General features: G+C 72.1%; 22 protein-coding genes. 7 read left to right on the forward strand and 15 right to left on the reverse strand.

All coding sequences use genetic code 11. The features are described from left to right. Positions 1-40: 40 nt before the first annotated feature. The 3 genes from ACIQPR_RS30060 to ACIQPR_RS30070 all read right to left on the reverse strand — a co-directional run bounded on the left by ACIQPR_RS30060 (position 41) and on the right by ACIQPR_RS30070 (position 3,659). On the reverse strand, positions 41-1,306 hold the full coding sequence (locus ACIQPR_RS30060; protein WP_403654603.1) for an NAD(P)/FAD-dependent oxidoreductase: 1,266 nt from the start codon (positions 1,304-1,306) through the stop codon (positions 41-43). A gap of 93 nt (positions 1,307-1,399) precedes the next feature. Beyond that, the gene (locus ACIQPR_RS30065; protein WP_403654605.1) at positions 1,400-2,701 is read right to left on the reverse strand and encodes a deoxyguanosinetriphosphate triphosphohydrolase; all 1,302 of its coding nucleotides are present in this window, start codon (positions 2,699-2,701) and stop codon (positions 1,400-1,402) included. Positions 2,702-2,792: 91 nt separating this feature from the next. Beyond that, complete coding sequence (locus ACIQPR_RS30070) at positions 2,793-3,659, reverse strand: sirohydrochlorin chelatase (RefSeq protein ID WP_403654607.1); 867 nt, start codon at positions 3,657-3,659, stop codon at positions 2,793-2,795. Between the two features lie 240 nt (positions 3,660-3,899). On the opposite strand from ACIQPR_RS30070, the gene ACIQPR_RS30075 reads away from it, so the two are divergent. Next, complete coding sequence (locus tag ACIQPR_RS30075) at positions 3,900-4,595, forward strand: vancomycin high temperature exclusion protein (protein ID WP_403654840.1); 696 nt, start codon at positions 3,900-3,902, stop codon at positions 4,593-4,595. A 7-nt stretch (positions 4,596-4,602) separates the two neighbouring features. Here the strand turns inward: ACIQPR_RS30075 and ACIQPR_RS30080 are convergent, their stop codons facing one another. Next, positions 4,603-5,022 (reverse strand): gamma-glutamylcyclotransferase family protein, encoded by a 420-nt coding sequence (locus ACIQPR_RS30080; protein WP_403654609.1) that lies wholly within the window; start codon positions 5,020-5,022, stop codon positions 4,603-4,605. A gap of 155 nt (positions 5,023-5,177) precedes the next feature. Here ACIQPR_RS30080 and ACIQPR_RS30085 point away from each other — a divergent pair, with 155 nt between their 5' ends. From ACIQPR_RS30085 to ACIQPR_RS30095, 3 genes are all read left to right on the forward strand, one after another. Next, on the forward strand, positions 5,178-6,821 hold the full coding sequence (locus ACIQPR_RS30085; protein ID WP_403654611.1) for a M4 family metallopeptidase: 1,644 nt from the start codon (positions 5,178-5,180) through the stop codon (positions 6,819-6,821). A 91-nt stretch (positions 6,822-6,912) separates the two neighbouring features. Further along, the gene (locus ACIQPR_RS30090) at positions 6,913-7,389 is read left to right on the forward strand and encodes a carboxymuconolactone decarboxylase family protein (protein ID WP_403654613.1); all 477 of its coding nucleotides are present in this window, start codon (positions 6,913-6,915) and stop codon (positions 7,387-7,389) included. Positions 7,390-7,427: 38 nt separating this feature from the next. After that, entirely contained in the window at positions 7,428-8,357 is a 930-nt protein-coding gene (locus ACIQPR_RS30095) for an RNA polymerase sigma-70 factor (RefSeq protein ID WP_403654615.1), read from the forward strand. Between the two features lie 6 nt (positions 8,358-8,363). Here ACIQPR_RS30095 and ACIQPR_RS30100 read toward each other — a convergent pair whose 3' ends face one another. The 3 genes from ACIQPR_RS30100 to ACIQPR_RS30110 are packed head-to-tail and all read right to left on the reverse strand — an operon-like array spanning position 8,364 to position 12,033. Further along, positions 8,364-8,987 (reverse strand): hypothetical protein, encoded by a 624-nt coding sequence (locus ACIQPR_RS30100; RefSeq protein WP_403654617.1) that lies wholly within the window; start codon positions 8,985-8,987, stop codon positions 8,364-8,366. Then, the gene (locus ACIQPR_RS30105; protein ID WP_403654619.1) at positions 8,984-10,555 is read right to left on the reverse strand and encodes a hypothetical protein; all 1,572 of its coding nucleotides are present in this window, start codon (positions 10,553-10,555) and stop codon (positions 8,984-8,986) included. Before ACIQPR_RS30105 ends, ACIQPR_RS30100 begins: the two co-directional genes overlap by 4 nt. Positions 10,556-10,569: 14 nt before the next feature. After that, complete coding sequence (locus tag ACIQPR_RS30110) at positions 10,570-12,033, reverse strand: hypothetical protein (RefSeq protein ID WP_403654621.1); 1,464 nt, start codon at positions 12,031-12,033, stop codon at positions 10,570-10,572. A 307-nt stretch (positions 12,034-12,340) separates the two neighbouring features. Between ACIQPR_RS30110 and ACIQPR_RS30115 the strand changes: the two genes are divergently transcribed. Next, positions 12,341-12,589 carry a hypothetical protein gene (locus tag ACIQPR_RS30115; RefSeq protein ID WP_403654623.1) on the forward strand — a complete coding sequence of 83 codons (249 nt, stop codon included), beginning with the start codon at positions 12,341-12,343 and terminating at the stop codon, positions 12,587-12,589. Between the two features lie 103 nt (positions 12,590-12,692). Here the strand turns inward: ACIQPR_RS30115 and ACIQPR_RS30120 are convergent, their stop codons facing one another. Continuing rightward, positions 12,693-13,328 (reverse strand): NADPH-dependent FMN reductase, encoded by a 636-nt coding sequence (locus ACIQPR_RS30120; RefSeq protein WP_403654625.1) that lies wholly within the window; start codon positions 13,326-13,328, stop codon positions 12,693-12,695. A gap of 272 nt (positions 13,329-13,600) precedes the next feature. Here ACIQPR_RS30120 and ACIQPR_RS30125 point away from each other — a divergent pair, with 272 nt between their 5' ends. Then, on the forward strand, positions 13,601-14,119 hold the full coding sequence (locus tag ACIQPR_RS30125; protein ID WP_403654627.1) for a hypothetical protein: 519 nt from the start codon (positions 13,601-13,603) through the stop codon (positions 14,117-14,119). Positions 14,120-14,239: 120 nt separating this feature from the next. Beyond that, on the forward strand, positions 14,240-14,857 hold the full coding sequence (locus tag ACIQPR_RS30130) for a class F sortase (RefSeq protein WP_403654629.1): 618 nt from the start codon (positions 14,240-14,242) through the stop codon (positions 14,855-14,857). A 50-nt stretch (positions 14,858-14,907) separates the two neighbouring features. On the opposite strand, the gene ACIQPR_RS30135 is transcribed toward ACIQPR_RS30130, so the two are convergent. The 7 genes from ACIQPR_RS30135 to ACIQPR_RS30165 form a co-directional block, all read right to left on the reverse strand. Beyond that, on the reverse strand, positions 14,908-16,140 hold the full coding sequence (locus tag ACIQPR_RS30135) for a hypothetical protein (RefSeq protein ID WP_403654842.1): 1,233 nt from the start codon (positions 16,138-16,140) through the stop codon (positions 14,908-14,910). Between the two features lie 32 nt (positions 16,141-16,172). Next, positions 16,173-17,327, reverse strand: a complete 1,155-nt coding sequence (locus tag ACIQPR_RS30140) for a glycosyltransferase (protein WP_403654631.1) — start codon at positions 17,325-17,327, stop codon at positions 16,173-16,175. A gap of 69 nt (positions 17,328-17,396) precedes the next feature. Then, positions 17,397-17,957: a hypothetical protein gene (locus ACIQPR_RS30145; protein ID WP_403654633.1), complete on the reverse strand. Its 561-nt coding sequence runs from the start codon at positions 17,955-17,957 to the stop codon at positions 17,397-17,399. An 11-nt stretch (positions 17,958-17,968) separates the two neighbouring features. After that, on the reverse strand, positions 17,969-18,475 hold the full coding sequence (locus ACIQPR_RS30150) for a SigE family RNA polymerase sigma factor (RefSeq protein ID WP_403654844.1): 507 nt from the start codon (positions 18,473-18,475) through the stop codon (positions 17,969-17,971). A gap of 110 nt (positions 18,476-18,585) precedes the next feature. Continuing rightward, a complete protein-coding gene (locus ACIQPR_RS30155) occupies positions 18,586-19,233 on the reverse strand; it encodes a LuxR C-terminal-related transcriptional regulator (RefSeq protein ID WP_403654635.1) in 648 nt (215 codons plus the stop codon). A gap of 15 nt (positions 19,234-19,248) precedes the next feature. Beyond that, positions 19,249-20,565 (reverse strand): sensor histidine kinase, encoded by a 1,317-nt coding sequence (locus ACIQPR_RS30160; RefSeq protein WP_403654637.1) that lies wholly within the window; start codon positions 20,563-20,565, stop codon positions 19,249-19,251. A 9-nt stretch (positions 20,566-20,574) separates the two neighbouring features. Then, complete coding sequence (locus ACIQPR_RS30165; RefSeq protein WP_403654639.1) at positions 20,575-21,078, reverse strand: hypothetical protein; 504 nt, start codon at positions 21,076-21,078, stop codon at positions 20,575-20,577. Between the last annotated feature and the right edge of the window lie 189 nt (positions 21,079-21,267).

The following is a 21,267-nucleotide window of genomic DNA, read 5'->3' on the forward strand; positions in this document are numbered from 1 at the left end:
TTCTACGGGGCCGGACTGACAGCAGTGACGAGCAGGACCGCTAGCCGCCCAGGCTGTCCAGCGGAACGTGTGGGTCCGCGAGGGCCTCGGTGGTCACCTGGGCCCGGGAGCGGATGAGCTGCTGGATGGGCTCTGTGACGTCCCACACATTCACATTCATCCCGGCCAGTACGCGGCCCTCCTTCAGCCAGAAGGCGATGAACTCCCGCTTGCCCGCGTCTCCCCGGATCACCACTTCGTCGTAGGAACCCGGGGGCGCCCAGCCGGAGTACTCCATACCCAAGTCGTACTGGTCGGAGAAGAAATAGGGCACGCGGTCGTAGGTGACGTCCTTGCCGAGCATCGCGCGGGCCGCCGCCGGGCCGCCGTTGAGCGCGTTGGCCCAGTGCTCCACGCGCAGCCGGGTGTCGAAGAGGGCGTGGTGGAAGGCGGCCACGTCGCCGGCCGCGTGGATGTCGGGGTCGGAGGTGCGCAGCCGTTCGTCGACCGCGATGCCGCCGCCGTGCGCGCGGTCGGCGAGTTCGAGGCCGGCCGCCTCGGCGAGCGCGGTGCGCGGGGCCGCGCCGATGGCCGCGAGGACGTCGTGCGCGGGGTGCTCCTCGCCGTCGTCGGTGCGGGCCGCGAGGACCATGCCGTCCTGGCCGACGATCTCGGTGAGCCTGGCGCCGAAGTGGAAGCGGACGCCGTGCTCGGCGTGCAGGTCGGCGAAGAGCTGGCCCAGTTCGGGGCCGAGGACTCCGTGCAGCGGGGTCTGCGCGGGCTCGACGACGGTGACCTCGGCGCCGTACTCGCGGGCCGCCGCCGCGACCTCCAGGCCGATCCAGCCGGCGCCGGCGATCACCAGATGGCCGTTGTCCCGGCCCAGGGAGGCGAGGACGCCCTTGAGGCGCTCGGCGTGCGAGAGGCGGCGCAGATGGTGGACGCCCGCGAGGTCCGTGCCCGGGATGTCGAGGCGGCGGGGCTCGGAGCCGGTGGCGATGAGCAGCTTGTCGTAGTGGACGAGGGTGCCGTCGTCCCCGAAGCGGACCGTCTTCGCCGTACGGTCGATCGCGTCGACGGTCTGGCCGAGGTGCAGCTCGATGTCGTTGCGCGCGTACCAGGCGGGTTCGTGGACGAAGACGCTGTCGCGCTCCTCCTTGCCAAGGAGGTAGCCCTTGGACAGCGGCGGACGCTCGTAGGGGTGGTCGCGTTCGTCGCAGATCAGTATCACGCGGCCGGTGAAGCCCTCCGCTCGGAGCGCCTCGGCCGCCTTGGCGCCGGCCAGGCCTCCTCCGACGATGACGAATGTCTGATCCGCGTCGACCACTTGATGCCTCCTCGTAAGGGTGCCGCCATATGCGAGCGTCCCGCACGCAGCGTGATGCGGGAAGGGGGTGTGGCCCGATCAGGCCACGGAGGGTCACATTCGGGCTTGTTTCGCGTCACTGTGCCCCAGGGATGTGAGATGCGCGTGAAGAGACCGCGCCGACGCGTCGGTCAGGGACGCGATCTGATCGACGATCACCCGCTTGCGGGCCCGGTCGCCGCGCGCCGCGTCGAACTGGGCGCGGAACTGCGGCTCCAGGCCGTCGGGGGCGCGCGCCGTGAGCGCCCGCGCCAGCTCCGCGACCACGATCCGCTCGTCGGCGCGGATGCGCTCCTGCTCCGCGCGCTGCATCACGTACCGGTCGGCGACCGCCTTGAGGACCGCGCATTCCAGCCGTGCCTCGCGCGGTACGACGAGTTCGGCGTCGTAGCGGGTGAGGTGGCCGGTGCCGTACCTCGCGCGCGTGGCGGTCTCGGCGGCCAGGCAGAAGCGGCCGATGAGCTGGCTGGTGGCGTCCTTGAGGCGGGCCTGGGCGACGGCCGAGCCGTCGTAGCCGTGCGGCCACCACTCCTGGTCCTGGAGCCGGTCCAGCGCCTCGGCGAGTTCGTCGGGGGTCGTGTCCGCGGGGACGTAGCGGCCGACGGCCACCTCGAAGACGGCCTGGCGCTCCGGTTCGGCGTGCAGGCAGTTGGGGTCGATGTGGCCGGCGTGCAGGCCGTCCTCGACGTCGTGCACCGAGTACGCCACGTCGTCGGACCAGTCCATGACCTGGGCCTCGAAGCAGGTGCGCGTGCCGGGGGCGTCCTTGCGGACCCAGTCGAAGACGGGCCTGTCGTCGTCGTAGACGCCGAACTTCGGGGACGTGGGGTCGGTGGGGTGGGCTCCGCGCGGCCAGGGGTACTTGGTGGCCGCGTCCAGGGTGGCCCGGGTGAGGTTGAGCCCCACGGAGCCTTCGGCGGTGAAGCGCTTGGGCTCGATGCGGGTGAGGAGTCTCAGGGACTGCGCGTTGCCCTCGAAGCCGCCGCAGTCGTCGGCGAATTCGTTCAGTGCCTGTTCGCCGTTGTGGCCGAAGGGCGGGTGGCCGAGGTCGTGCGCGAGGCAGGCGGCCTCCACGAGGTCGGGGTCGCAGCCGAGGGCCGCGCCCAGCTCCCGGCCCACCTGGGCGCACTCCAGGGAGTGGGTGAGGCGGGTGCGGGGGCTGGCGTCCCAGGCCCGGCTGCGGGTGCCGGGCGTCACCACCTGGGTCTTGCCGGCGAGGCGGCGCAGGGCGGCGGAGTGCAGGATGCGGGCGCGGTCGCGCTGGAAGGCGGTGCGGCCGGGGCGTTTGTCGGGCTCGGTCGCCCAGCGGTCGACTGACGTCGGGTCGTAGGGGGGAGGTGCTGCTGTGCCGTCCATGCTTCGACAGTAAGCGGCGGCAGTGACAATTCGGGAGTTGCGGGTCTGTAGGACGCGATTCGGCCGCGGGCGGGCGGGCCCGGCGCCGCGCTCAGGCCGAGGCCAGCTCCGGGGCGGCGACCTCGGTCGTCGTCAGTGCCTGGTCGTAGCGGTGCAGGACCAGGCGGGCCATCGCGGGGTGGGCTCCCAAGGGGGCCGACGCGATCCAGGGGGCGGCCTCCGCGCACTGTGTCGCGAAGCGGCCGGGGGCGGTGAAGCAGGATGCCACCGCCACCCGGTGGCGGCCCCGGGCGGCCAGCGCGCGGACGGCCGCCTGGACGGTGGGGGCCGCCGCCGAGGCGTACGCGGGGATCACGGGGACTCCCAGGCGGTCGGCGAGGAGCTGGGCCGTGTGGTTGGTGTCGAGCTTGGATTCCGGGTCCCGGGAGCCCGCCGCCGCCAGGACGACGGCGCTGGAGCGCAGGGTGCGGTCGTCGGTCCTGGTGCGCCAACCCGCTTCCACCAGGCGGTCGTAGAGGGTCTCCACGAGGAGGGGGTGCGGGCCCAGCGGGGGTGCCACGCGCGCGCGTGCCGGTGCCTCGGCGGCCAGTTCGGGGATGTCGCGCTTGACGTGGTAGCCGCGGGCCAGGAGGAGCGGGACGAGGACGGCGTCCGTGGGGCCGAGGGCGGCGAGGGTGTCCGGGAGGCGGGGCTCGTTGAGTTCGATGTGGCCCAGGTGGACGGGGAGGCCGGGGCGCAGTTCGCGGACGCGTTCCATGAGGGCTCGTACGGTGCTCAGGGCGCGCGGGTCGCGGCTGCCGTGCGCGACCAGGACGAGCGGGGGCGGGCCGGGGCGGCGGTCGCCGTTCAGGGAGACGCGGCTGAGCTGGCTGGCGAGCTGACTGCTGATCCGGTTCATGAGATGCGCCGTACTGTCGAGGGTCGTGGACTCGTCGTGCGGATGAAGCGACGCCGTCATGGAGAGATGGTGGCGGCCGGACGTTGCCGTGCCGTTGCACCGGAATGACGGGGGTTTTCCGGGGGTTCACGGTGGGGTCGCGGGGGTGTGTGAGGCGATGTGAGCTGGGGGTTCGGGGCTCACAGTGAAGCCGGTCACACCGCGGTCGGCGAACCGGAGCGGGTCACGGCGCGTCTGTGACTGTCGGAACCGAACGGTGAGGGGCCCCCGTTGAGTCGTCTGAAGCGTCTGGCAGGTCTGGTGCGTCGCCCGAGATTTCGCCGCCCCCGGCTGCCGCGCACGCGTGCCGGGTGGCGGCGGCTGGTGCAGGGGGTGGCCCTCGGGTGTGTCCTCGCGCTGCTGCCGGCGACCTGGCTGTGGCTGGCGACGGCGGACCGGCTGCGGACGCTTCAGGACGCGCCGCGCACCGATGTGGCCGTGGTCTTCGGGGCCGGGCTGTGGGACGGCGAGCCGTCGCCGTATCTCGCGCACCGGCTGGACGCGGCGGCCACGCTGTACCGGGAGGGCCGGGTGAAGGTCGTCCTGGTGACCGGCGACAACAGCCGCGAGGACTACGACGAACCGGACGCGATGCGGGTCTACCTGGCCCGGCACGGGGTGCCCCGCGCGCGCGTGGTGACCGACTACGCCGGTTTCGACACCTGGGACTCCTGCGTCCGCGCCAAGAAGATCTTCGGCGTCGACCGGGCCGTGCTCATCAGCCAGAACTTCCACATCCGGCGCGCGGTCGCGCTGTGCGAGGCGGCGGGGGTCCACTCGTACGGCGTGGGGGTCGACGAGGCGCACAACGTGACCTGGTACTACGGCGGCACCCGCGAGGTCTTCGCGGCGGTCAAGGCCGCGCTGGACGTGACGGTCCACCCCGATCCGCGGTTCCTCGGCCCGAAGGAGAAGGGGGTCGCGCAGGCACTGGCGCTGGCCTCCGGCGGCAACTGAGCCCTGTTCAGGGCCGGTTGGACCAGTCGCCGCCCTCGATCAGCTCGCCGTGCGCGCGCAGGGCGGCGGTGACGGCGGGCGCCGCGAGGTACACCCAGGCCCGGACCGTCGCGCCGTCGGCCTCGCGGGTCACCCGGCGTTCGACGCGCTCGTAGAGGTTGCGCGGGTCGCCGGGGGCGTAGTCCTCCAGCCGGTCGAGGGCGAGGAGGAGTCGGGGGTAGGACTCGGCGCGGGCGGTGACGAGTTCGCCGACGACCGTCGAGCCGGGGGCCTCCACGGCGTACGGGTAGCCGGGGCCCGCGTAGAGGACGGCGCCGTGCAGGCGGCCGGGCTCCTCCGACCGTGTGTGGCCGCGCAGGAACAGGTCGTGGTTGGGCTCGCCGGGGCGGAGGGTGCCGTAGACGAAGAAGGGGAGGGGCGTCGTCATCACTCTCCGGTCGCTGGTTCTTCGGTCGCTGGTTCTTCGGTCTTCGCGCTGCGGCCTTTGCGTGCGCTATGGACATGACATGTCCGCGGCCCGTTAAATCTCATTCAACATCAACGCAGCCCCCACGCCCCCCACTTGCGTTCTTGAGGAGACCCATGCGCCGGACCCGGCACGTTCAAGGTTCCCGTCTCGCCACGGCCGGTATCGCGGCCGGTGCCGCGACCCTGCTGGCCGCCGGCCTCTCCCCCGCCGCCCAGGCCGTCGACCGGCCGAGCAGAAGCAGCGCGATCGCGAACGCCGCCTCCGCACTGGTGGCCCACGCCGGGAGTCTGGGGCTGACGGCCCTGGAGGGCACGTCGGTCCGCGACGTGGTCGTCGACCCGGACGGTGTCCAGCATGTGCGCTACGACCGGACGTATCGGCGACTCCCGGTCCTCGGCGGGGACTTCGTGGTGCATCTGGCGGCCGACGGGAGTTACCGGAGCGCCGACCGCGCCACCCGCGACTCCATATCCCTGGCGTCCGTGACACCGGAGGTGGCCGCACCCGAAGCGGCGGACCTGGCCGTCGGCGCGCTGCGGGCCGCGCGGCCCGGCGAGGCGCTCAAGAAGGTGACCGCGAAGCCCCAGCTGCTGGTCGACGCCCTGCACGGCACCCCGCGGCTCGCCTGGCGGACCAACGTCGTCGCCCAGGACTCGCTCGGCAACCCGGTCGCCCGCACGGTGCTGACCGACGCCCGCACCGGCGCCCGCATCGACGCCTGGGACAGCGTGGAGACGGCGACCGGGGACGGGAAGTCGCTGTACAGCGGGACGGTGCCGCTGGAGACGACGCCGTCGGGGTCGTCGTACCAGCTCAAGGACGCCACCCGCGGCGGGACCTACACCGGTGACGCGGCGAACCGGACGGACCTGTGCATCCTCGGCATCTGCATCAGCCGGGCGCCGTCCACCGTGTTCACGGACGCCGACAACCACTGGGGCACCGGGGCGAGTTCGGACCGCGCGTCGGCGGCGGTGGACGCGCAGTACGGCACGGACGAGACCTGGGACTACTACAAGAACGTGCACGCGAGGAACGGCATCGCGGGCGACGGGAAGGGCTCGTACAACCGGGTCCACTACGGCAACAGCTACAACAACGCGTTCTGGGACGACAGTTGCTTCTGCATGACGTACGGCGACGGTGACGGCACGCAGCTCGGTCCGCTGGTCGCGCTGGATGTCGCCGGGCACGAGATGACCCACGGCGTGACCTCGAAGACGGCGGCGCTGACCTACTCGGGCGAGTCCGGCGGGCTCAACGAGGCGACCTCCGACATCCTGGGCACGCTGGTGGAGTGGTACGCCGACAACCCGTCGGACCCCGGCGACTACCTCATCGGCGAGAAGATCGTCCGCTCCGGCTTCGGCAAGGCGGCGCTGCGGTTCATGGACAAGCCCTCCAAGGACGGCAACTCCGCGGACTGCTGGAGCTCGTCGGTCGGGAATCTCGACGTCCACTACTCCTCGGGCGTCGCCAACCACTTCGCGTACCTCCTCGCGGAGGGCAGCGGCGCGAGGACGGTCAACGGGGTCGACTACAACTCCCCCACCTGCAACGGCACTTCGGTCGGCGGGATCGGCCGGGACAAGCTGGGAGCGATCTGGTACCGGGCACTGACCGTCTACATGACCTCCTCGACGAACTACGCCGGCGCCCGGACCGCGACGCTCAGCGCGGCCAAGGACCTCTACGGGGCGGGGAGTTCGGAGTACGACGCGGTGGCGGCGGCCTGGAGCGCGGTCGGCGTGGGGTGAGACCCGGGTCACACGCGTCCATGTCACAGGGGACCGGGCCGTCTCGTCTCGTGGGTACAGGCACCGACCACGACGGCCCACGGAGGGCACCATGGACGCACGACTCAACTACCTCGCCAGCCAGACCGCCGGCAAGGCCGCCAAGCAGTTCATGGCGGTGGGCAGGTCCCTCAAGAACACCGAACTGCCCGTACTGACACAGGAGTTGGTGGCGCTGCGGGTCAGCCAGATCAACGGCTGCGCCGTCTGCGTCGACATGCACACCAAGGAGGCCGCAGCCGCAGGCGACACCTCGGTACGGTTGAACATGGTCGCGGTCTGGCGCGAGGCCACCGTCTTCACCGAGGCCGAACGGGCCGCGCTGGAACTGGCGGAGGAGGGAACCCGGGTCGCGGACGCGGCCGGCGGGGTGAGCGACGAGGTGTGGGCGCGGGTCGCCAAGCACTACGACGACGAGCAGCTCACCGCGCTGGTCATCCTGATCTCCTTCATGAACTCGGTGAACCGGCTGAACATCATCACCCGCCAGCCCTGCGCGGGCGACTACGAGCCGGGCATGTTCGGCTGAGGCTCACCCACACCGGCCAGCGCAGAGGAGATCCCCGAGTGAGCGAGACCGACCGGAAGGCCCAGGAGTTCGAGGAGCTGCGACCGCTGCTGTTCTCGATCGCCTATCGGATCCTGGGCAGTGTGGGCGAGGCCGAGGACGCGGTGCAGGAGACCTGGCTGCGCTACGACGGCTCGGCGACCCGGCCCACCTCGACCAAGTCGTTCCTGTCGGCCACGGTCACGCGGATCTCCATCGACGTACTGCGTTCGGCGCGGGTACGGCGGGAGGAGTACGTCGGGCCGTGGTTCCCGGAGCCGTTGCTGAGCGACCCGTACCAGGACCCGGCGCGGGCGGTGGAACTCGCCGACTCGGTGTCGATGGCGGCGCTCCTGCTGCTGGAGCAACTCAGCCCGCTGGAACGGGCGGTGTTCGTGCTGCGGGAGGTGTTCGCCTTCGGCTTCGACGAGATCGCCACGACGGTGGGGCGTTCGGAGTCGGCGTGCCGCCAACTCCTGGTGCGGGCGCGGCGGCACATGGCGGACCGGCGGCCCCGGTTCGAGGCGGACCGGCGGGAGCGGCAGCGGCTGGCGACCCGGTTCTTCGACGCGCTGAAGGACGGCGATGTGGGCGGGCTGCGTGAACTGCTCGCCGCGGACGTGCAGTTCGTCGGGGACGGCGGCGGAAAGGCCCCGCAGCTGGCCAAGGCCGTCACGGGTTCGGAGAACGTGGCCCGGGTGCTCGGTACGGTCTTCCCCTGGCTGATCCGGATCGACGTGTCCTTCGAGCCGCACGAGGTCAACGGCCAGCCCGGCGCGCTCTTCCGCGACCGCGACGGCAAGGTGCTCCACACCCTGGCCCTCGATGTACTGGACGGGCGGATTCAGACCATCCGCGCGGTGATCAACCCCGACAAGCTCACCCACCTCGGCCCGGTCGCCGACGCCTGGGCCGTCGACCGCGAGCTGAGGCACGCCAGGCGGGGTTGATCAGGCCTAGGCCGGGTCCGCGGTCAGGTCCGCCGTCTCCAGATACACCTCGGCCAGCACCTGCAACTCGCCGCCGCCGTCGGTGAGTTGCTCGCCCGGCCGCAGCCGTCCGGTGAGGTCGTCGGGCCGGCCGGGGACCGTCACCGTGCGCGCGGGGGTCTCCTCTCCGGCTTCCGTCGCCCACCACTCCCCCGCGCGTTGGGCGGTCACCACCTGGTCGAAGTCCGGGGGGCCGGTGAGGACATGGGCCAGGTAGAGCTGCTCGCGGCCGAAGAGGACGTAACGGAGGGTGCGGGGCTCGGCGGCCGGGGGGCCGACGTGCACCGTCTCCTCGATCGTGATGCGCACCTCCCCCAGCGGTTCGCCGTCCCTCCCGAAGCGGCCGAAGAAGAGGTCGGCCCGGCAGGTGGCGCCCGGTTCCAGATCCTTGAGGAGGACGGTCCGCGGGCGGGCGGTGAACAGGGCCGCCGTGCCGTAGTGCTCGCGGGCCGTGCGGTAGGTGTCCGTGTCCAGGGTCACCCGCAGGACGGCCTGGAAGTCGTGGGGCGCGGTGAACGTCGGCAGGTGGACGGCGTACACGGTGTCCGTCCCGAGCAACAGCAGCCCGTGCAGGGCGGGTTCGGGGCTCACCAGGTCAGGGCCGGATCCGGGTCGGGGCTCTTCGGCAGCTGTCTGCACACGAACCCGGCGAGGAACACGTCCTCCGGGGCGGTCGTGGTGTCCTGGACCGCCGAGGTCGCCTCCTGGTAGGCCACCCAGCGCAGGTGGAGGTCGTAGCCGTACTGGACGACGAGCACCTTGGCGAAGCGGCCCTCCGTCGTGCGTACGGCGAACACGTCCCCGTCGGTCAGTTGGTTGCCCGCGTCCGGGCTGCCGTCGAGAGGGGTGGTGGCGTAGGTGAGGGCCGCCAGGCGGTGGCCGTCGAAGGCGTCGTAGTCGACCGGGCCGAGGTTGACGAGGCCGGCCCGGGAGCCGGGGACCAGTTGGGCGCTGGTCTGCGTCGTCCACTCCCACCAGAGGTCGGCGGTGGTCATGTCGCCGCCCGCGACGCCGTTGTCGAGGTCCAGGGTCCAGGTGCCGCGCAGGGTGGTCTCGCCGGGGGTCTCGGTGTAGCCGACGGCCCGGCGGATCAGTTCGATGTTGCGGGCCAGGGCGACGGACTCGACGTAGGACGGGCAGCGGCCGTGCGGCGGGGTGGCGCCGTCGCTCAGCGGGGCGACGCCGGCCGACAGGCGCCAGGCGCGGGAGCCGAACAGTTCCATCGGCGGGTCCAGCCAGGGACGGACGACGGAGACGACGCGGTACTCGAAGGCGAGCGAGAACACCGAGTCGTCGGTGGCGCGGTCGCCGAACGCCGCCCGGAGTTCCGCCGGGGCCTGCGCGGCCAGCGTGCGGAACATCGGCTCGGAGAGGACGACGCGCGACCAGGGGTCGTCCAGGGCGCCGTCCGGCGAGTAGTAAGTGGGCGCGAAACGCGTGCCGTTGGGGGCGGTCGTGTACTGGTCGGGGAGGTTGGGGTTGAAGGTGTCGCGGTGTCGTTTCCAGATGCCGGAAGGGGCCTTGGAGGCGAGTTCGGAGGTCTCGCGCAGGGCGTCCTCGACCTCGGCCTTGTGGCCCGCGGTCTGCCAGGCGTCCATCGCGTCGTCCCTGGCCTGGCGCAGTCGCGGTTCGTCGACGTGGGTCCAGTGGTCGCGCGCCGCCGCGTCGGCCGACATGGCCGCCGCCTGCTCCGCCTGGTGGTAGTCCGTGTCGGCCTGGAGCCAGGCCTGGCGGGCCGTGCGGTACTCCCGCAGGGCGGGCGAGGGCACGATCACGCCGTCGGGGCCGGTGTCGTAGAGGTAGGCGACCGCCGTGTCGTAGCGCTGGTGCTCCTCCGGGGTGAGGGTGGAGCGGGCCAGGTCGGCGCCGAGGATCTCGCCGTAGACGTCCCACAGGTGGGTGGTGGCCGGGGGTGTCCAGACGGGCGGTTGGGTGGGGACGCGGTTGACGAGTTCGCAGAACTCGGACCAGACCGTGGCGCGGGCGGTGTCCAGGGCGCCGCCGAAGCGGAACGTGCTGTCCTGGTGGACGACCGGTGTCACCGCTACCCCGACCAGGTGGTCGGGGTCGGTGAGCAGGTTCCGGAAGTAGGCGCCCAGGCCGAACATGGCCGCCGCGTCCACCGGGGACGCCGACCACACCGCTTCGGTGTCGCTCATGACGGGCCGCCGTCCTAGACGAGTTGGTCGGGGTCGAGTCCGTCGAGCAGATCGGGTGTCCTGCCCAGCAGGTGGTTGACGAAGCCGATGATCTGCATGCCGGGGACGGTGATGGTGGCGCCGTCGTTCTCGGAGTGGAAGTGCTGGTCGGACTCGGAGTGGCTGTAGCTGCCGCGCACGGTGAACGGGCCCCAGCCGACACTGGCGTCGACCGACACGGAGCTCTGGTGGGTCTGCAACGCGCGGGCCAGCGAGGCGGAGTGGATGGTGAGGTTCCTGATGAACAGGGCCTGGAGCGGGTAGCCGATGAAGCGGCCCTGGGGCGGGCTGCCGCCGTCGGAGGGCATCTCGTCGTAGTTCCAGCCCTGTCCCTTGCGCAGGTCCCAGCCCTGGTTCTCCAGGAACTCCGGGGAGAACCACGGCCGTACGACCTGTACCTGGGCCATCTCGAAGGACATCGAGAAGTCGTCGACCTGGTAGTTCTCGCTGTAGTCCTGGGAGTTGGAGGTGACGCCCGCGCTCGCGCTCCACAGACCGAAGTTGAGACCGCCGCCCGCCGACCAGGACGTCGTCTCGTAGTGGCTGTGGGAGTCCACCATCTGGTGGTACATCGAGTACGCGGTCCAGCCGCTGGAGGTGGCGAAGTCACCGGGGACGACCGTCGTGTAGCGGAAGGACTGGCCCGGGCCCAGCGCGTCGGTGTTGGCCTCCTCGTAGAAGCGCTCCAGGTTCCGCTTCCACAGCAGCATCGACTTCTCGGTGGTCTGGTCGATGTAGGCGTTGATCTCCTCGACCTCGTTGCGGTACCCGCTCGACGTCCAGTCGTCCAGCGCGGCGGCCACCTGCATCGAGTACAGCTGCGCGTTGGCCGCCCAGTCGGCGACCGCCTGCTTGCCGGACTCGCCGACGGCGGCCTGCGCGGCGATCCGCTTGTTGTTGTACGCCAGCGCGGCCATGACGTACGCCTGCATGCACGCCTTGTAGGCCTTGAGCATGGGGCTGTCCTCGGTGACCTGCTTCTCCTGCTCGGTGACGATGTCCTTCACCGTGCGCGTCACCCGCAACAGGCTCCGGAACCGGTCGAGTTTGGCCTTCTGCTCGTCGGTGAGCCGATCGTCGACCACTTTGGAGAACGTGAGGATCTGGCCGTAGATCTCACTGAGCCGGGCCCCGCTCGCGTTGCGCCACACCCCGTCCTGGCGGCCCGAGGAGTACGCCGAGGTCACGTCCGGGACGAAGTCGATGAGCGAGGCGAAGTTGTACGCCTGCTGGAGCAGGAGCTTGTCCTCCGCGGCCGTGGCGCCGGTGCCGATGCCCTGCGCGGCGAACGCGAAGTCCGCCTCCTGGTAGGGCAGTCCGGGCATGCACCAGGTGATGAAGCTGGACTTGGCCGGCGGGACGCTGCCGTCGCCGCCGGTGAGCACGTTGTACATCTGGTCGCGGAACGTCCGCCCCAGATCCCCCAGTTGGTATCCCATGCCCCCGTCCTGCCCGTGTCATATGACACCCATTCGGCGGCTTCTCGGCGTTCACCCGGATAAGTGAACGACGGGAGGGTTCGGCGGGCGGATTCGACCGGCGGCCCCGCCGTCCGCGCCCCCGCCCGGACGGGTGCTCCGCAGGGCGGTCCTCATGGCGCGGGGCGGGTTCCCGTTTGAGTGAATCAGGGCGCGATCCACGTGGCGTCAACGCGGTGGCATGCCGTTTTCAGTGATCGTTCAGGCGTCGAACCGACCGACGTGCCCGTTTTCCGGCACGTCCCTCGCAAGAACCTTGGGAGTAGTCATGCGTATGCGTTCCGCCCTGACCACGTCCGTCCTCGCCGTGGGCATCCTGCTCGGCGGTGCCGGTGCCGCCCTCGCCCACGGCGACGACAACGGGGTCGTCCAGGGCACCGGCTCTCAGGGCTCCGGGCACACCGACGACACGATGTTCGCCGGTGTGATCAACCACGTCGGCCCCGTCTACTCCTCGACCAGCAAGACCGGCCACGACTGGGACCGCGGTACGTTCCAGGGCATCTTCGGTTACTGAGACATCCACCCGGCACCGGTCCGGGTAGCGCACCTGGCCCATTCGTGACGGTGCGAGGGGGCGGCCGACCCGTGTCGGCCGCCCCCTTTTTCGCTGCCCGCGCTCAGCCCCCGCCGAGCGCGACGAGCGGCCTGGCCGCGCGCGCCTCCTTCAACGCCCGCCCCCACCAGACCAGTTGGTCGAGCATCAGCTTCGCCGCCGCGTCCGGCGCCGTGGGGTCCCTGAGCAGGCCGCGGTCGTCGAAACCGGCGCCCGCGTTGTGGAAGGAGACCGTGTCGCGGACCGTGACGGCGTGCAGTTCGGCGAAGACCTGACGCAGGTGCTCCACCGCGCGCAGGCCGCCCGCGAGGCCGCCGTAGGAGACGAGGGCGACGGGCTTGGCGCGCCACTCGGCGCGGTGCCAGTCGATCAGGTTCTTGAGGCCGGCCGGGTAGGAGTGGTTGTACTCGGGGGTGAGGACGACGAAGGCGTCGGCCGAGGCCAGTTTCGGGGTGACGCCGGCGAGGGCGGCGGTGGCCTCCGGGGTCGGGGCGAAGGTCGTGGGCAGCGGGCCGGTGTCGGCGACGTCGACGACCTGGAGGGTGAGGTCGGCGCGGTCGGCGACATGGGTGAGGAGCCAGTCGGCGACGACCGGGCCGAAGCGGCCGTGGCGGTTGCTGCCGATGACGACGGTCAGGGCCAGAGGTGCGGTGTCCGTGTCGGTGTAGGTGCCGGTGTAGGTGCCGGGTTCGGTGTCCATGCCGAGCAGCCTGGTACCTCAAGCATTCTTGAGGTCAAGTGCCGGTTCTGACCGGCCGTCACCCGTTCACACGCTCGGCGTGGGCTCTTCGGGTACTCCTTCGGGGCCCGGTCGCCGTACCCCCATGACCTGCTGAAACAGCGGCGGAACGGGGTCCCGCGACCGCTTCCTGACACCCATTCACCACACTTCCGACGCGCGCTCGGGAAGCGGGCCGGGCCCGGTGCCCCTTTCCTCGGAAGGGCAGCCAACCACAGCTCGGAGGAGCACCGATGCGTCGTACGGCCCGTCTGTTGACCGGTACCGCGCTCGCCTTCGCCGCCGCGGGTCTCGCGACCGCGCCGGCGTACGGCGGCGAGACCGGCAGCCTGGAGGTGTTCCCGTCGAGCGCCGTGCCGGGCGGCGACGTCACGGTGAACACGGCCGCGTGCGGCGACGCAGGTACGGCGGCCGGTGACGCCAGCGCGGTGGGCGCCGGCACGTTCACGCTGGCGCCGAGCACGCACGAGGGCGACGCGATCGGGCAGTTCAAGGTGCCGCCGAGCGCGCAGCCGGGGACGTACGAGATCGTCGCGAAGTGCGCGGACGGCAAGCAGGTCTCCGGCGATCTGATGGTGACGCTGGCCTCCATGCGGCAGCAGGTGCAGCCGCGCGGAAGTGTGAAGACGGGGGTCGGTGGCGCCCTTGGCCCCGACCCCGTGCAGACCGCGGCCGGTGTGGCGGCTCTCGCCGTCGCCGCCGCGGGCGGTACCTGGCTCCTGCATCGCCGGGCGAGAGGCGACGGGATCTGACGGACACCCTCCGCTGTCCGTCCGCCGGTACCGCATGTCCCCTCCCCCTCCGGGTCCGACGCCCCTCGTGGCCCGGAGGGGGCGCGGGGCGAACCCTGGTCCCCGGGAAGGGGGTGCGCGATGCGTTTCGGCAACACCGCGATAGGGGCCGTCACGGTGGTCGCCCTGTGCGCGGGCGCGTGGCTGCTGACCAACGGCAGCGAGACCCACGCCCCGCCGCAGCCGTCCGCCGCGGAGGCCCGCCCCGACCCGGCCGCCGGGCGCGCCGCGGCCCGCGCGCTGCCGCCCTCGCCGCCGGACCGCATCCGTATCCCCGCGATCCGCGTGAACGCCCCCCTGATGGGCCTCGGACTCACCGGCGCCGGCAGCCTGGACGTGCCCCCGGCCGCCAGGAAGAACCTCGCCGGCTGGTACGAGGCCGGAACCACCCCCGGTGAGACCGGCACGGCGATCGTCGCGGGCCATGTCGACAACGCCGACGGACCCGCCGTCTTCTACGACCTCGGCGCCCTGAAGAAGGGCAACACCGTCGAACTGGACCGGCTGGACGGCAGCGTCGCGGTGTTCACGGTGGACGCGGTCGAGGTGTACGGGGCGAGCCGCTTCCCCGACCAGAAGGTCTACGGCGCCGCCCGGCGCCCGGAGTTGCGGGTGATCACGTGCGGCGGCGGCTACTCACGGTCGACGGGCTATCAGGGCAACGTGGTCGTGTTCGCGCACCTCACGGGCAGCCGCTAGCCGACCGGCGACCGGCACCCTCAAGTCCGGTCAGGCCAGGTCAAGTCCCGTCACGGGACGCCGAGTTCGAAGAGGGCGTAGCCCGCGTACGAGCCGGAGGCGAGGGCCGCGAGGCCGAGCAGTGCGAACTGGTGGCCGAGGCCGAGGCGGCGCAGTGCGGCGGCGAGCGGGAGGAGGAGGGGGAAGAGCGGGAGCAGATAGCGGGAGACGTTGCTGAAGATCTGCTGGCTGCCCAGGACCAGCACGAGGGTGAGGACCGTGTAGACGACGAGGACGGCAGGCGGGCGCAGCCGGAACAGCAGCGGCAGCAGGGCGAGCGCGAGCAGCACCACACAGACGCCGATCAGGTCCGCGAAGGGCCAGGCGAAGAGGTAGGTGGTGCGGCCCACCGGGAGCGAGGTGAGGACGTCGAGGGTCTGGCGGCCGTAGTCCCACTCGTGGGCCCAGGCACCGGACTGGAGCTTGAAGTAGCCGCCGTAGTCGCCCATTCGGTGGCCCACCCAGCCGAGATAGGCGAGCAGGCCGAGCGGTGCCGTGAGCAGCGCGGCGAGGGGGCGCGCCATGCCGTCGCGGTGGCGGTCGCGGAGGGCGAGCAGGGCCGCGAGGGCGACGGCGGCGATCAGTGCCGCCGCGGTGGGGCGGTTGAGTCCGGCGGCGCAGGTGAGGAGCCCGGCGGTGAGCCAGCGGCGGGTGAGGACGGCGTGACAGGCCCAGGCGGCCAGGGCGACGAAGAGGGAGTCGGAGTAGACCGCCCACTCGACGCCGGAACCGGGCCAGACGGCCCAGAGTCCGGCCGCGGCCCAGCCGGCTCGGCGGTCCAGGAGGTGCGCGGCGACGGCGTGGATGCCCAGGGCGGCGGCGAAGGAGGCGAGCACGGAGACCAGTAGGCCGGCGCCGTAGGAACCGAGACCGGTGAGTTCGGAGGTCAGGCGGATCAGCGCCGGGTAGAGCGGGAAGAAGGCCGCCGAGTTCCCTTCGAGGGTGATCAGTCCGGTGGCGCCGGGGATGCGGACCAGTTCGGGGTGGTAACCGTGGACGGCGATCTGCTGGTACCACCAGCCGTCCCAGGTGGCCAGTACGTCCCAGGGGTGGGCGCCGCCGCCGAAGCGCGGGTTCTTGGTGCGGTAGTTCCCGGCGGAGCTGAGCAGCCACATGAAGGAGCCGAAGCCGATGAGCTTCAGCGTGCCGTAGAAGGCGAGCACGGGAAGGTACTCCCGGACGGCCGCCCCGCGCGGCCGTCGCCACGCGCCGTCCGTGAGGGCGGGCCGCTGCGGCGACGTCACGCTCCGGGCGCGCGGTGGGATGACGGTCTCGTTCACGCGCGGAACACCCACGCCCGAAGCAGCAGGAACCGCAGCACGGTCGCCACCGGATTGGCCGCCAGCAGTACGGCGAGTTCGGCGGCGTGCCCGGCGGAGGGCAGCGCGTGGTGCAGGGCCGCGAGGGCTCCGCCGGTGAGCCCGAGCCCGACCAGGAAGACGACGAGCCCCCGGCCGTGGTGCCGCAACGCGCCCCCGCGTCCTCGGTACCCGAACGTCAGCCGCCTGTTCGCGGCCGTGTTGCCCAGCGCGCACAACAGCAGCGCGAACGCGTTGCCGACCTGCGCACCGAGCACCGGGCTGAGGGCCGCGTACAGGAGGAGATGTCCTAGGGTGCTCATCGCACCGATGGCGGCGAAGCGGGCGAGTCGGGCGGTGTCCGGGCGGGCGAGGTGCGATGTGCTCGGTGGCAAGGTGCCGCGGGCCAGGGATCTGCCGAGTCTGGCGATGCCGCGCAGGTCGGCCAGGGCCGTGGGGAGGATGTCGACCCGGCTGTCAGGGTCGTCGATCCAGTCGACCGGTATCTCGTGGATGCGGAGTCCGGCCCGTTCGGCGATCACGAGGAGTTCGGTGTCGAAGAACCAGCCGGTGTCCTCGACCAGGGGCAGCAGCGCCACCGCGACGTCGCGTCGGATCGCCTTGAATCCGCACTGCGCGTCGGAGAAGCCGACGGCGAGGGTGGAGCGGAGCAGGGCGTTGTAGCAGCGGGAGGTGACTTCGCGCTTGGGTCCGCGTACCACTCGGGAGGCGGGGGCGAGGCGGGTGCCGATGGCGATGTCGGAGTGGCCGGAGATCAGCGGGGCGACCAGGGGCAGGAGAGCCGTGAGTTCGGTGGACAGGTCGACGTCCACGTACGCAAGTACCGGCGCCGGCGACTGCGACCAGGCGGCGCGCAGGGCCCGGCCCCGGCCCTTCTCGGGCAGCCGCAGCCACTCGGTACCGGGCAGTTCGGCGGCCAGGCGGGCGGCTATCCGCGGGGTGCGGTCCGTGCTGGCGTTGTCGGCGACGGTGATCCGGAACGGGTATGGGAACGTCTCGGCGAGGTGCGCGTGGAGGCGGCGCACGTTCGGTTCCAGATCCGTCTCCTCGTTGAACACCGGGACCACGACGTCCAGGACGGGCGTAGGGGCGGGCGGATCGCCTTTTGTCACAGTTCGACCTTTCTGTGCTCTGGTTCAGGACATGCCGAAGGCAGCGGTGGCGGCGGGAGGGGGACGGGTTCAGGAACCGGATCCGGGCGAGGCCGCGGACGACGACGTGAGGGACGACGGTTCGTCCTGGCTCCGGTCGACCGCAGTGGCCGTGCCCGAGGGCGTCGAGGAAACCGTGGGCGGTGTCGTGACGCCCGTGTTCCCGCCCGCGGTCCCGGTCCCGGTCTCGGTGGCCGTCGCCGAACTCCCCGTCGTGGCGGGCGCCGTGGGAGTCTCCGACGTCGTACCGCCGGGGTCGGACAGGGATGTCGTGGCGGACGAGGTGGGCGGAGCCTTCGTGGTCGCTCCCGGTGTCGGGGCCGAGCCGGTGGACGTCGGGCTGGTCGCGGGTCTCGGGTGGGGCTCGGCGGGCTGGACCCGGGTCGGGCCGGCGGGGAGCAGGAGCAGCCCGACGCCGACCCCGACGACGGCCAGCGCGCAGCCGACGGCCCTGCGCACCGTCCTGGTCCGGCGACGGACCCGTACGCCTTCGTGGAGACGTTCGCGGTGGCGCGGCCCGAAGGGGACGGACTCCTGCGTGTCGCGCATCATCCGCGCCAACTGCCGTTCGAACGGCTCCATTTGGTCCATGGGGTCCTTCTTCACCGCGTCGGCTCGATGGCGTCGGTCAGGATCTGGCGCAGCCGTGCCACACCACGGGACGCGTGGGAGCGCGCGGTGCCCACCGGGCAGCCGAGCGCCTCCGCCACCTGGCCCTCGGGCAGATCCTGGTAGTAGCGCAGCACCACGGCGGCCCGTTGGTTCGGCGACAGCTGCGCGAGCGCGGCCTCCAGCCGGGTCCGCTCGGCCACGTCGGCGGACACGTCCCCGGTGGTCGCCCCCTCGGGCAGCCGCTCGACGGGGCGTTCACCCCACCAGCGCCGGCGGCCCGAGCGCGCGGCCGCCCGGACCATCACCTTGCGGACGTAGGCCTCCGGCGCGTCCTGGGAGATCTTCGGCCAGACGAACCAGAGCCTGACCAAGGACTCCTGCGCCAGATCCTCGGCCCGGTGCCGGTCACCGCCGACGAGCAGGCGGGCCAGATGAAGGAGTACCGACCAGCGGGCCGCCACGAACTCCTCGAACTCACCCGCCTGGCCCTGCTCGATGCGCACTGTCTCTCGCTCCCACTGGTTGCCTACACCGGGTAAAAGGCGGTGGGAGGCCTGCCACGCTGCACCTGCGGGCCGTGATCTGGATCACGGGCGGGGCGCGGACGTCAGCGGCCGTTCTCCAGGTAGCGGAGTACGGCGAGCACCCGCCGGTTTCCGGTCTCCGAGGGTGACAGGCCGAGCTTGGTGAAGATGTTGGCGACGTGCTTCTCGACGGCCCGCTCGGAGACGGTGAACGCGGTGGCGATCGCGTGGTTGGTGCGGCCCTCCGCCATCTGGGCGAGCACCTCGCGTTCGCGCGGGGTGAGGGTGTCGAGGGCGGTGGACCGGCGGGCGGCGCCGAAGAGTTGGGCGACGACCTCGGGGTCGAGCGCGGTGCCGCCGGCCGCGACCCGCTCCAGCGCGCCGACGAACTCGCCGATGTCGACGACGCGTTCCTTGAGGAGGTACCCGAACCCGGCCGGATTGCCGAGGAGTTGGGCCGCGTGCGCCGTCTCGACGTATTGCGAGAACAGCAGCACGCCGGTCGCGGGGTGTCGCTGTCGCAGTCGTACGGCCGCCCGTACGCCCTCGTCGGTCTGGGTGGGCGGGAGGCGGATGTCGACGACGGCCACGTCCGGGGTGTGGGCGGCGACCGCGGTCAGCAGGGACTCCGCGTCGCCGACCGCCGCGGCCACCTCCACGTCCCGCAGCTGGAGCAGCTGGACCAGGCCGTCGCGCAGGAGGGCCGAGTCCTCGGCGATGACGACGCGCATACGGCACGGCTCCGTTCACGTGTGGGGCAGCTCGACCGTGACCACCGTAGGGCCTCCGTGCGGGCTGTCGCAGGTCAGTGTGCCGTCGACGGTACGGACCCGGGCCAGCAGGCCGGTGAGTCCGGACCCGGCGCCGGGCAGCGCGCCGCCCTGTCCGTCGTCGGTGACGCGCAGTCTGAGGACTCCGTCGCGGGCGGTGACGTCGACGGCGGCGGCCGTGGCCCGGGCGTGTTTCGTCGCGTTGGCGAGGAGTTCGGCGGCGCAGAAGTAGGCGATGGTCTCGACGGCCGGGGTGGGGCGGGTGCCGATGTCGGTGGTGAGGGTGACGGGGAGCGCGCTGTCGGCAGCGAGGGTGGTGAGCGCGGCGGGCAGGCCTTCGTCGAGCACGGGCGGGTGGATGCCCTTGACCAGGTGGCGCAGGTCGGTGATGGCCTGGGTGGCGTTGCCCCGGGCGGTGTCGACGACGGCCAGGACGCGCTCGGCGGCGGCCTCGGTGGTGACCAGTTCGCGGATCATGGTGAGCTGCATGGCGAGGGAGACCAGCCGGGCCTGGGTGCCGTCGTGCAGATCGCGCTCGATCCGGCGGAGGGTGGCGGCGGCGTCGTCGACGGCGCGGGCCCGGGTCTCCTCCAGGGTGCGGATACGGCGGGTCGCCGCGTCGGGGCCGAGCAGCACGGTCAGCAGGGCGCGCTGCGGGCCGAGGGCGTAGCGCAGGAGGGCGGGCGCGAGGGCCAGCAGCAGGAGTCCGGCCGCGAACGGGATCAACCAGCGCGGCCAGGAGTCGAGTTGGAAGCCGAAGAGCTCCAGCGCCACATGGTGTGTCGAGCCGTCGGTGCCGCCGCCCACCGTGTGGCGGTTCCAGCGCTTGAGCAGCGGATGCAGGGTGAGCAGTACGCCGTAGACGTATCCGATGACGACGGCCGCGTACGCGAAGACGGCGGTGAACGGGGTCAGCAGGGCGCTGCCGACCGCCCGCCAGCCGGTCCGGTCCAGCAGGACGCCCCGCCGCCAGCCGAGGAGCCCGCTGCCACCGGGTGCGCCCGGCGGTTCGATCTCCAGTCCGAGCAGCCGCCGCGCGAGCCCCCGCTGCACCGCGCCGAGCGCCAGCGCGCCGCGCACGGTCAGGGCCAGCAGCCACAGCCCCAGCGTGGTCACCGACAGCGCTCCGCCGAACACCAGCCCGGCGAGGGTGAGGAAGCAGCCGGCCAGGGCGAGCGGGAGGGCGATCACGCCGTAGAGGACGACGGCCAGCGCGCGCCGGCCGAAGGTGGCGACGAGGCGGGAGCGGAGTCGGGAGCGGAGTCGGGAGCGGAGGCTCGGCATGCTCGGCATGGGATCAACCTAGGAGAGGAGCGACCTGGCGACGCGGATCTGGACGGTGGTGAGGCCGCGGACCAGCCACGGCGTCAGCAGCAGGAAGCCGATGCCGCCCAGGACGGCGTGGAAGGCCCAGGCGCCGGCGAAGGTCGGGCCGCCCCACGCGGCGGAGTAGTCGGAGCCGGCGCGCAGCGGCCAGCCGAGGTTCATGGGGACGATCGCCCAGCCGTAGACCGTGACGAAGGCGGTGAGGAGGTTGAGGGGGGTGGCGAGGAGCGCGTGGCGCAGGCCGCCGCGTCGCGCGGTGCCCGGAAGGTCCGCGCCCAGGAAGCGGCGGACGAGTCCGCGCTGCCAGCGGGCCGTGGGGGCGCCGAGGAGGGCGAGCGGGACGCACGCCAGGCCCACAGGGAGGGCGAGTACGGCGTAGGCGGTGCGGCGCCAGGTGGCGGCGGTGAAGGGCGCGCGGGCGAGTCGCCGCGTCCACTCCGCCCCGGTGTCGTGGACCTGTACATCTCGGACACTGCCCATAGTGCTTCCTCCTGGCCGTGAACTGCGGAGAACCGATGTCTCCAGGTTTCCGCCGCCGCGCGCCGTACACGATGGTGCCTGCACGGAAGTGCGGGGTTCGGATAACCGAACCGGAACCCTCACACCCCCGGCGCGCTCCCGCTGAGGGCAGCGTTCCTCACGGGAAACAACCGTGATGCGGTCGGGTAA

The sequence above is a fragment of the Streptomyces sp. NPDC091280 genome (assembly GCF_044768565.1).
In the GTDB taxonomy this organism is placed as follows: domain Bacteria; phylum Actinomycetota; class Actinomycetes; order Streptomycetales; family Streptomycetaceae; genus Streptomyces.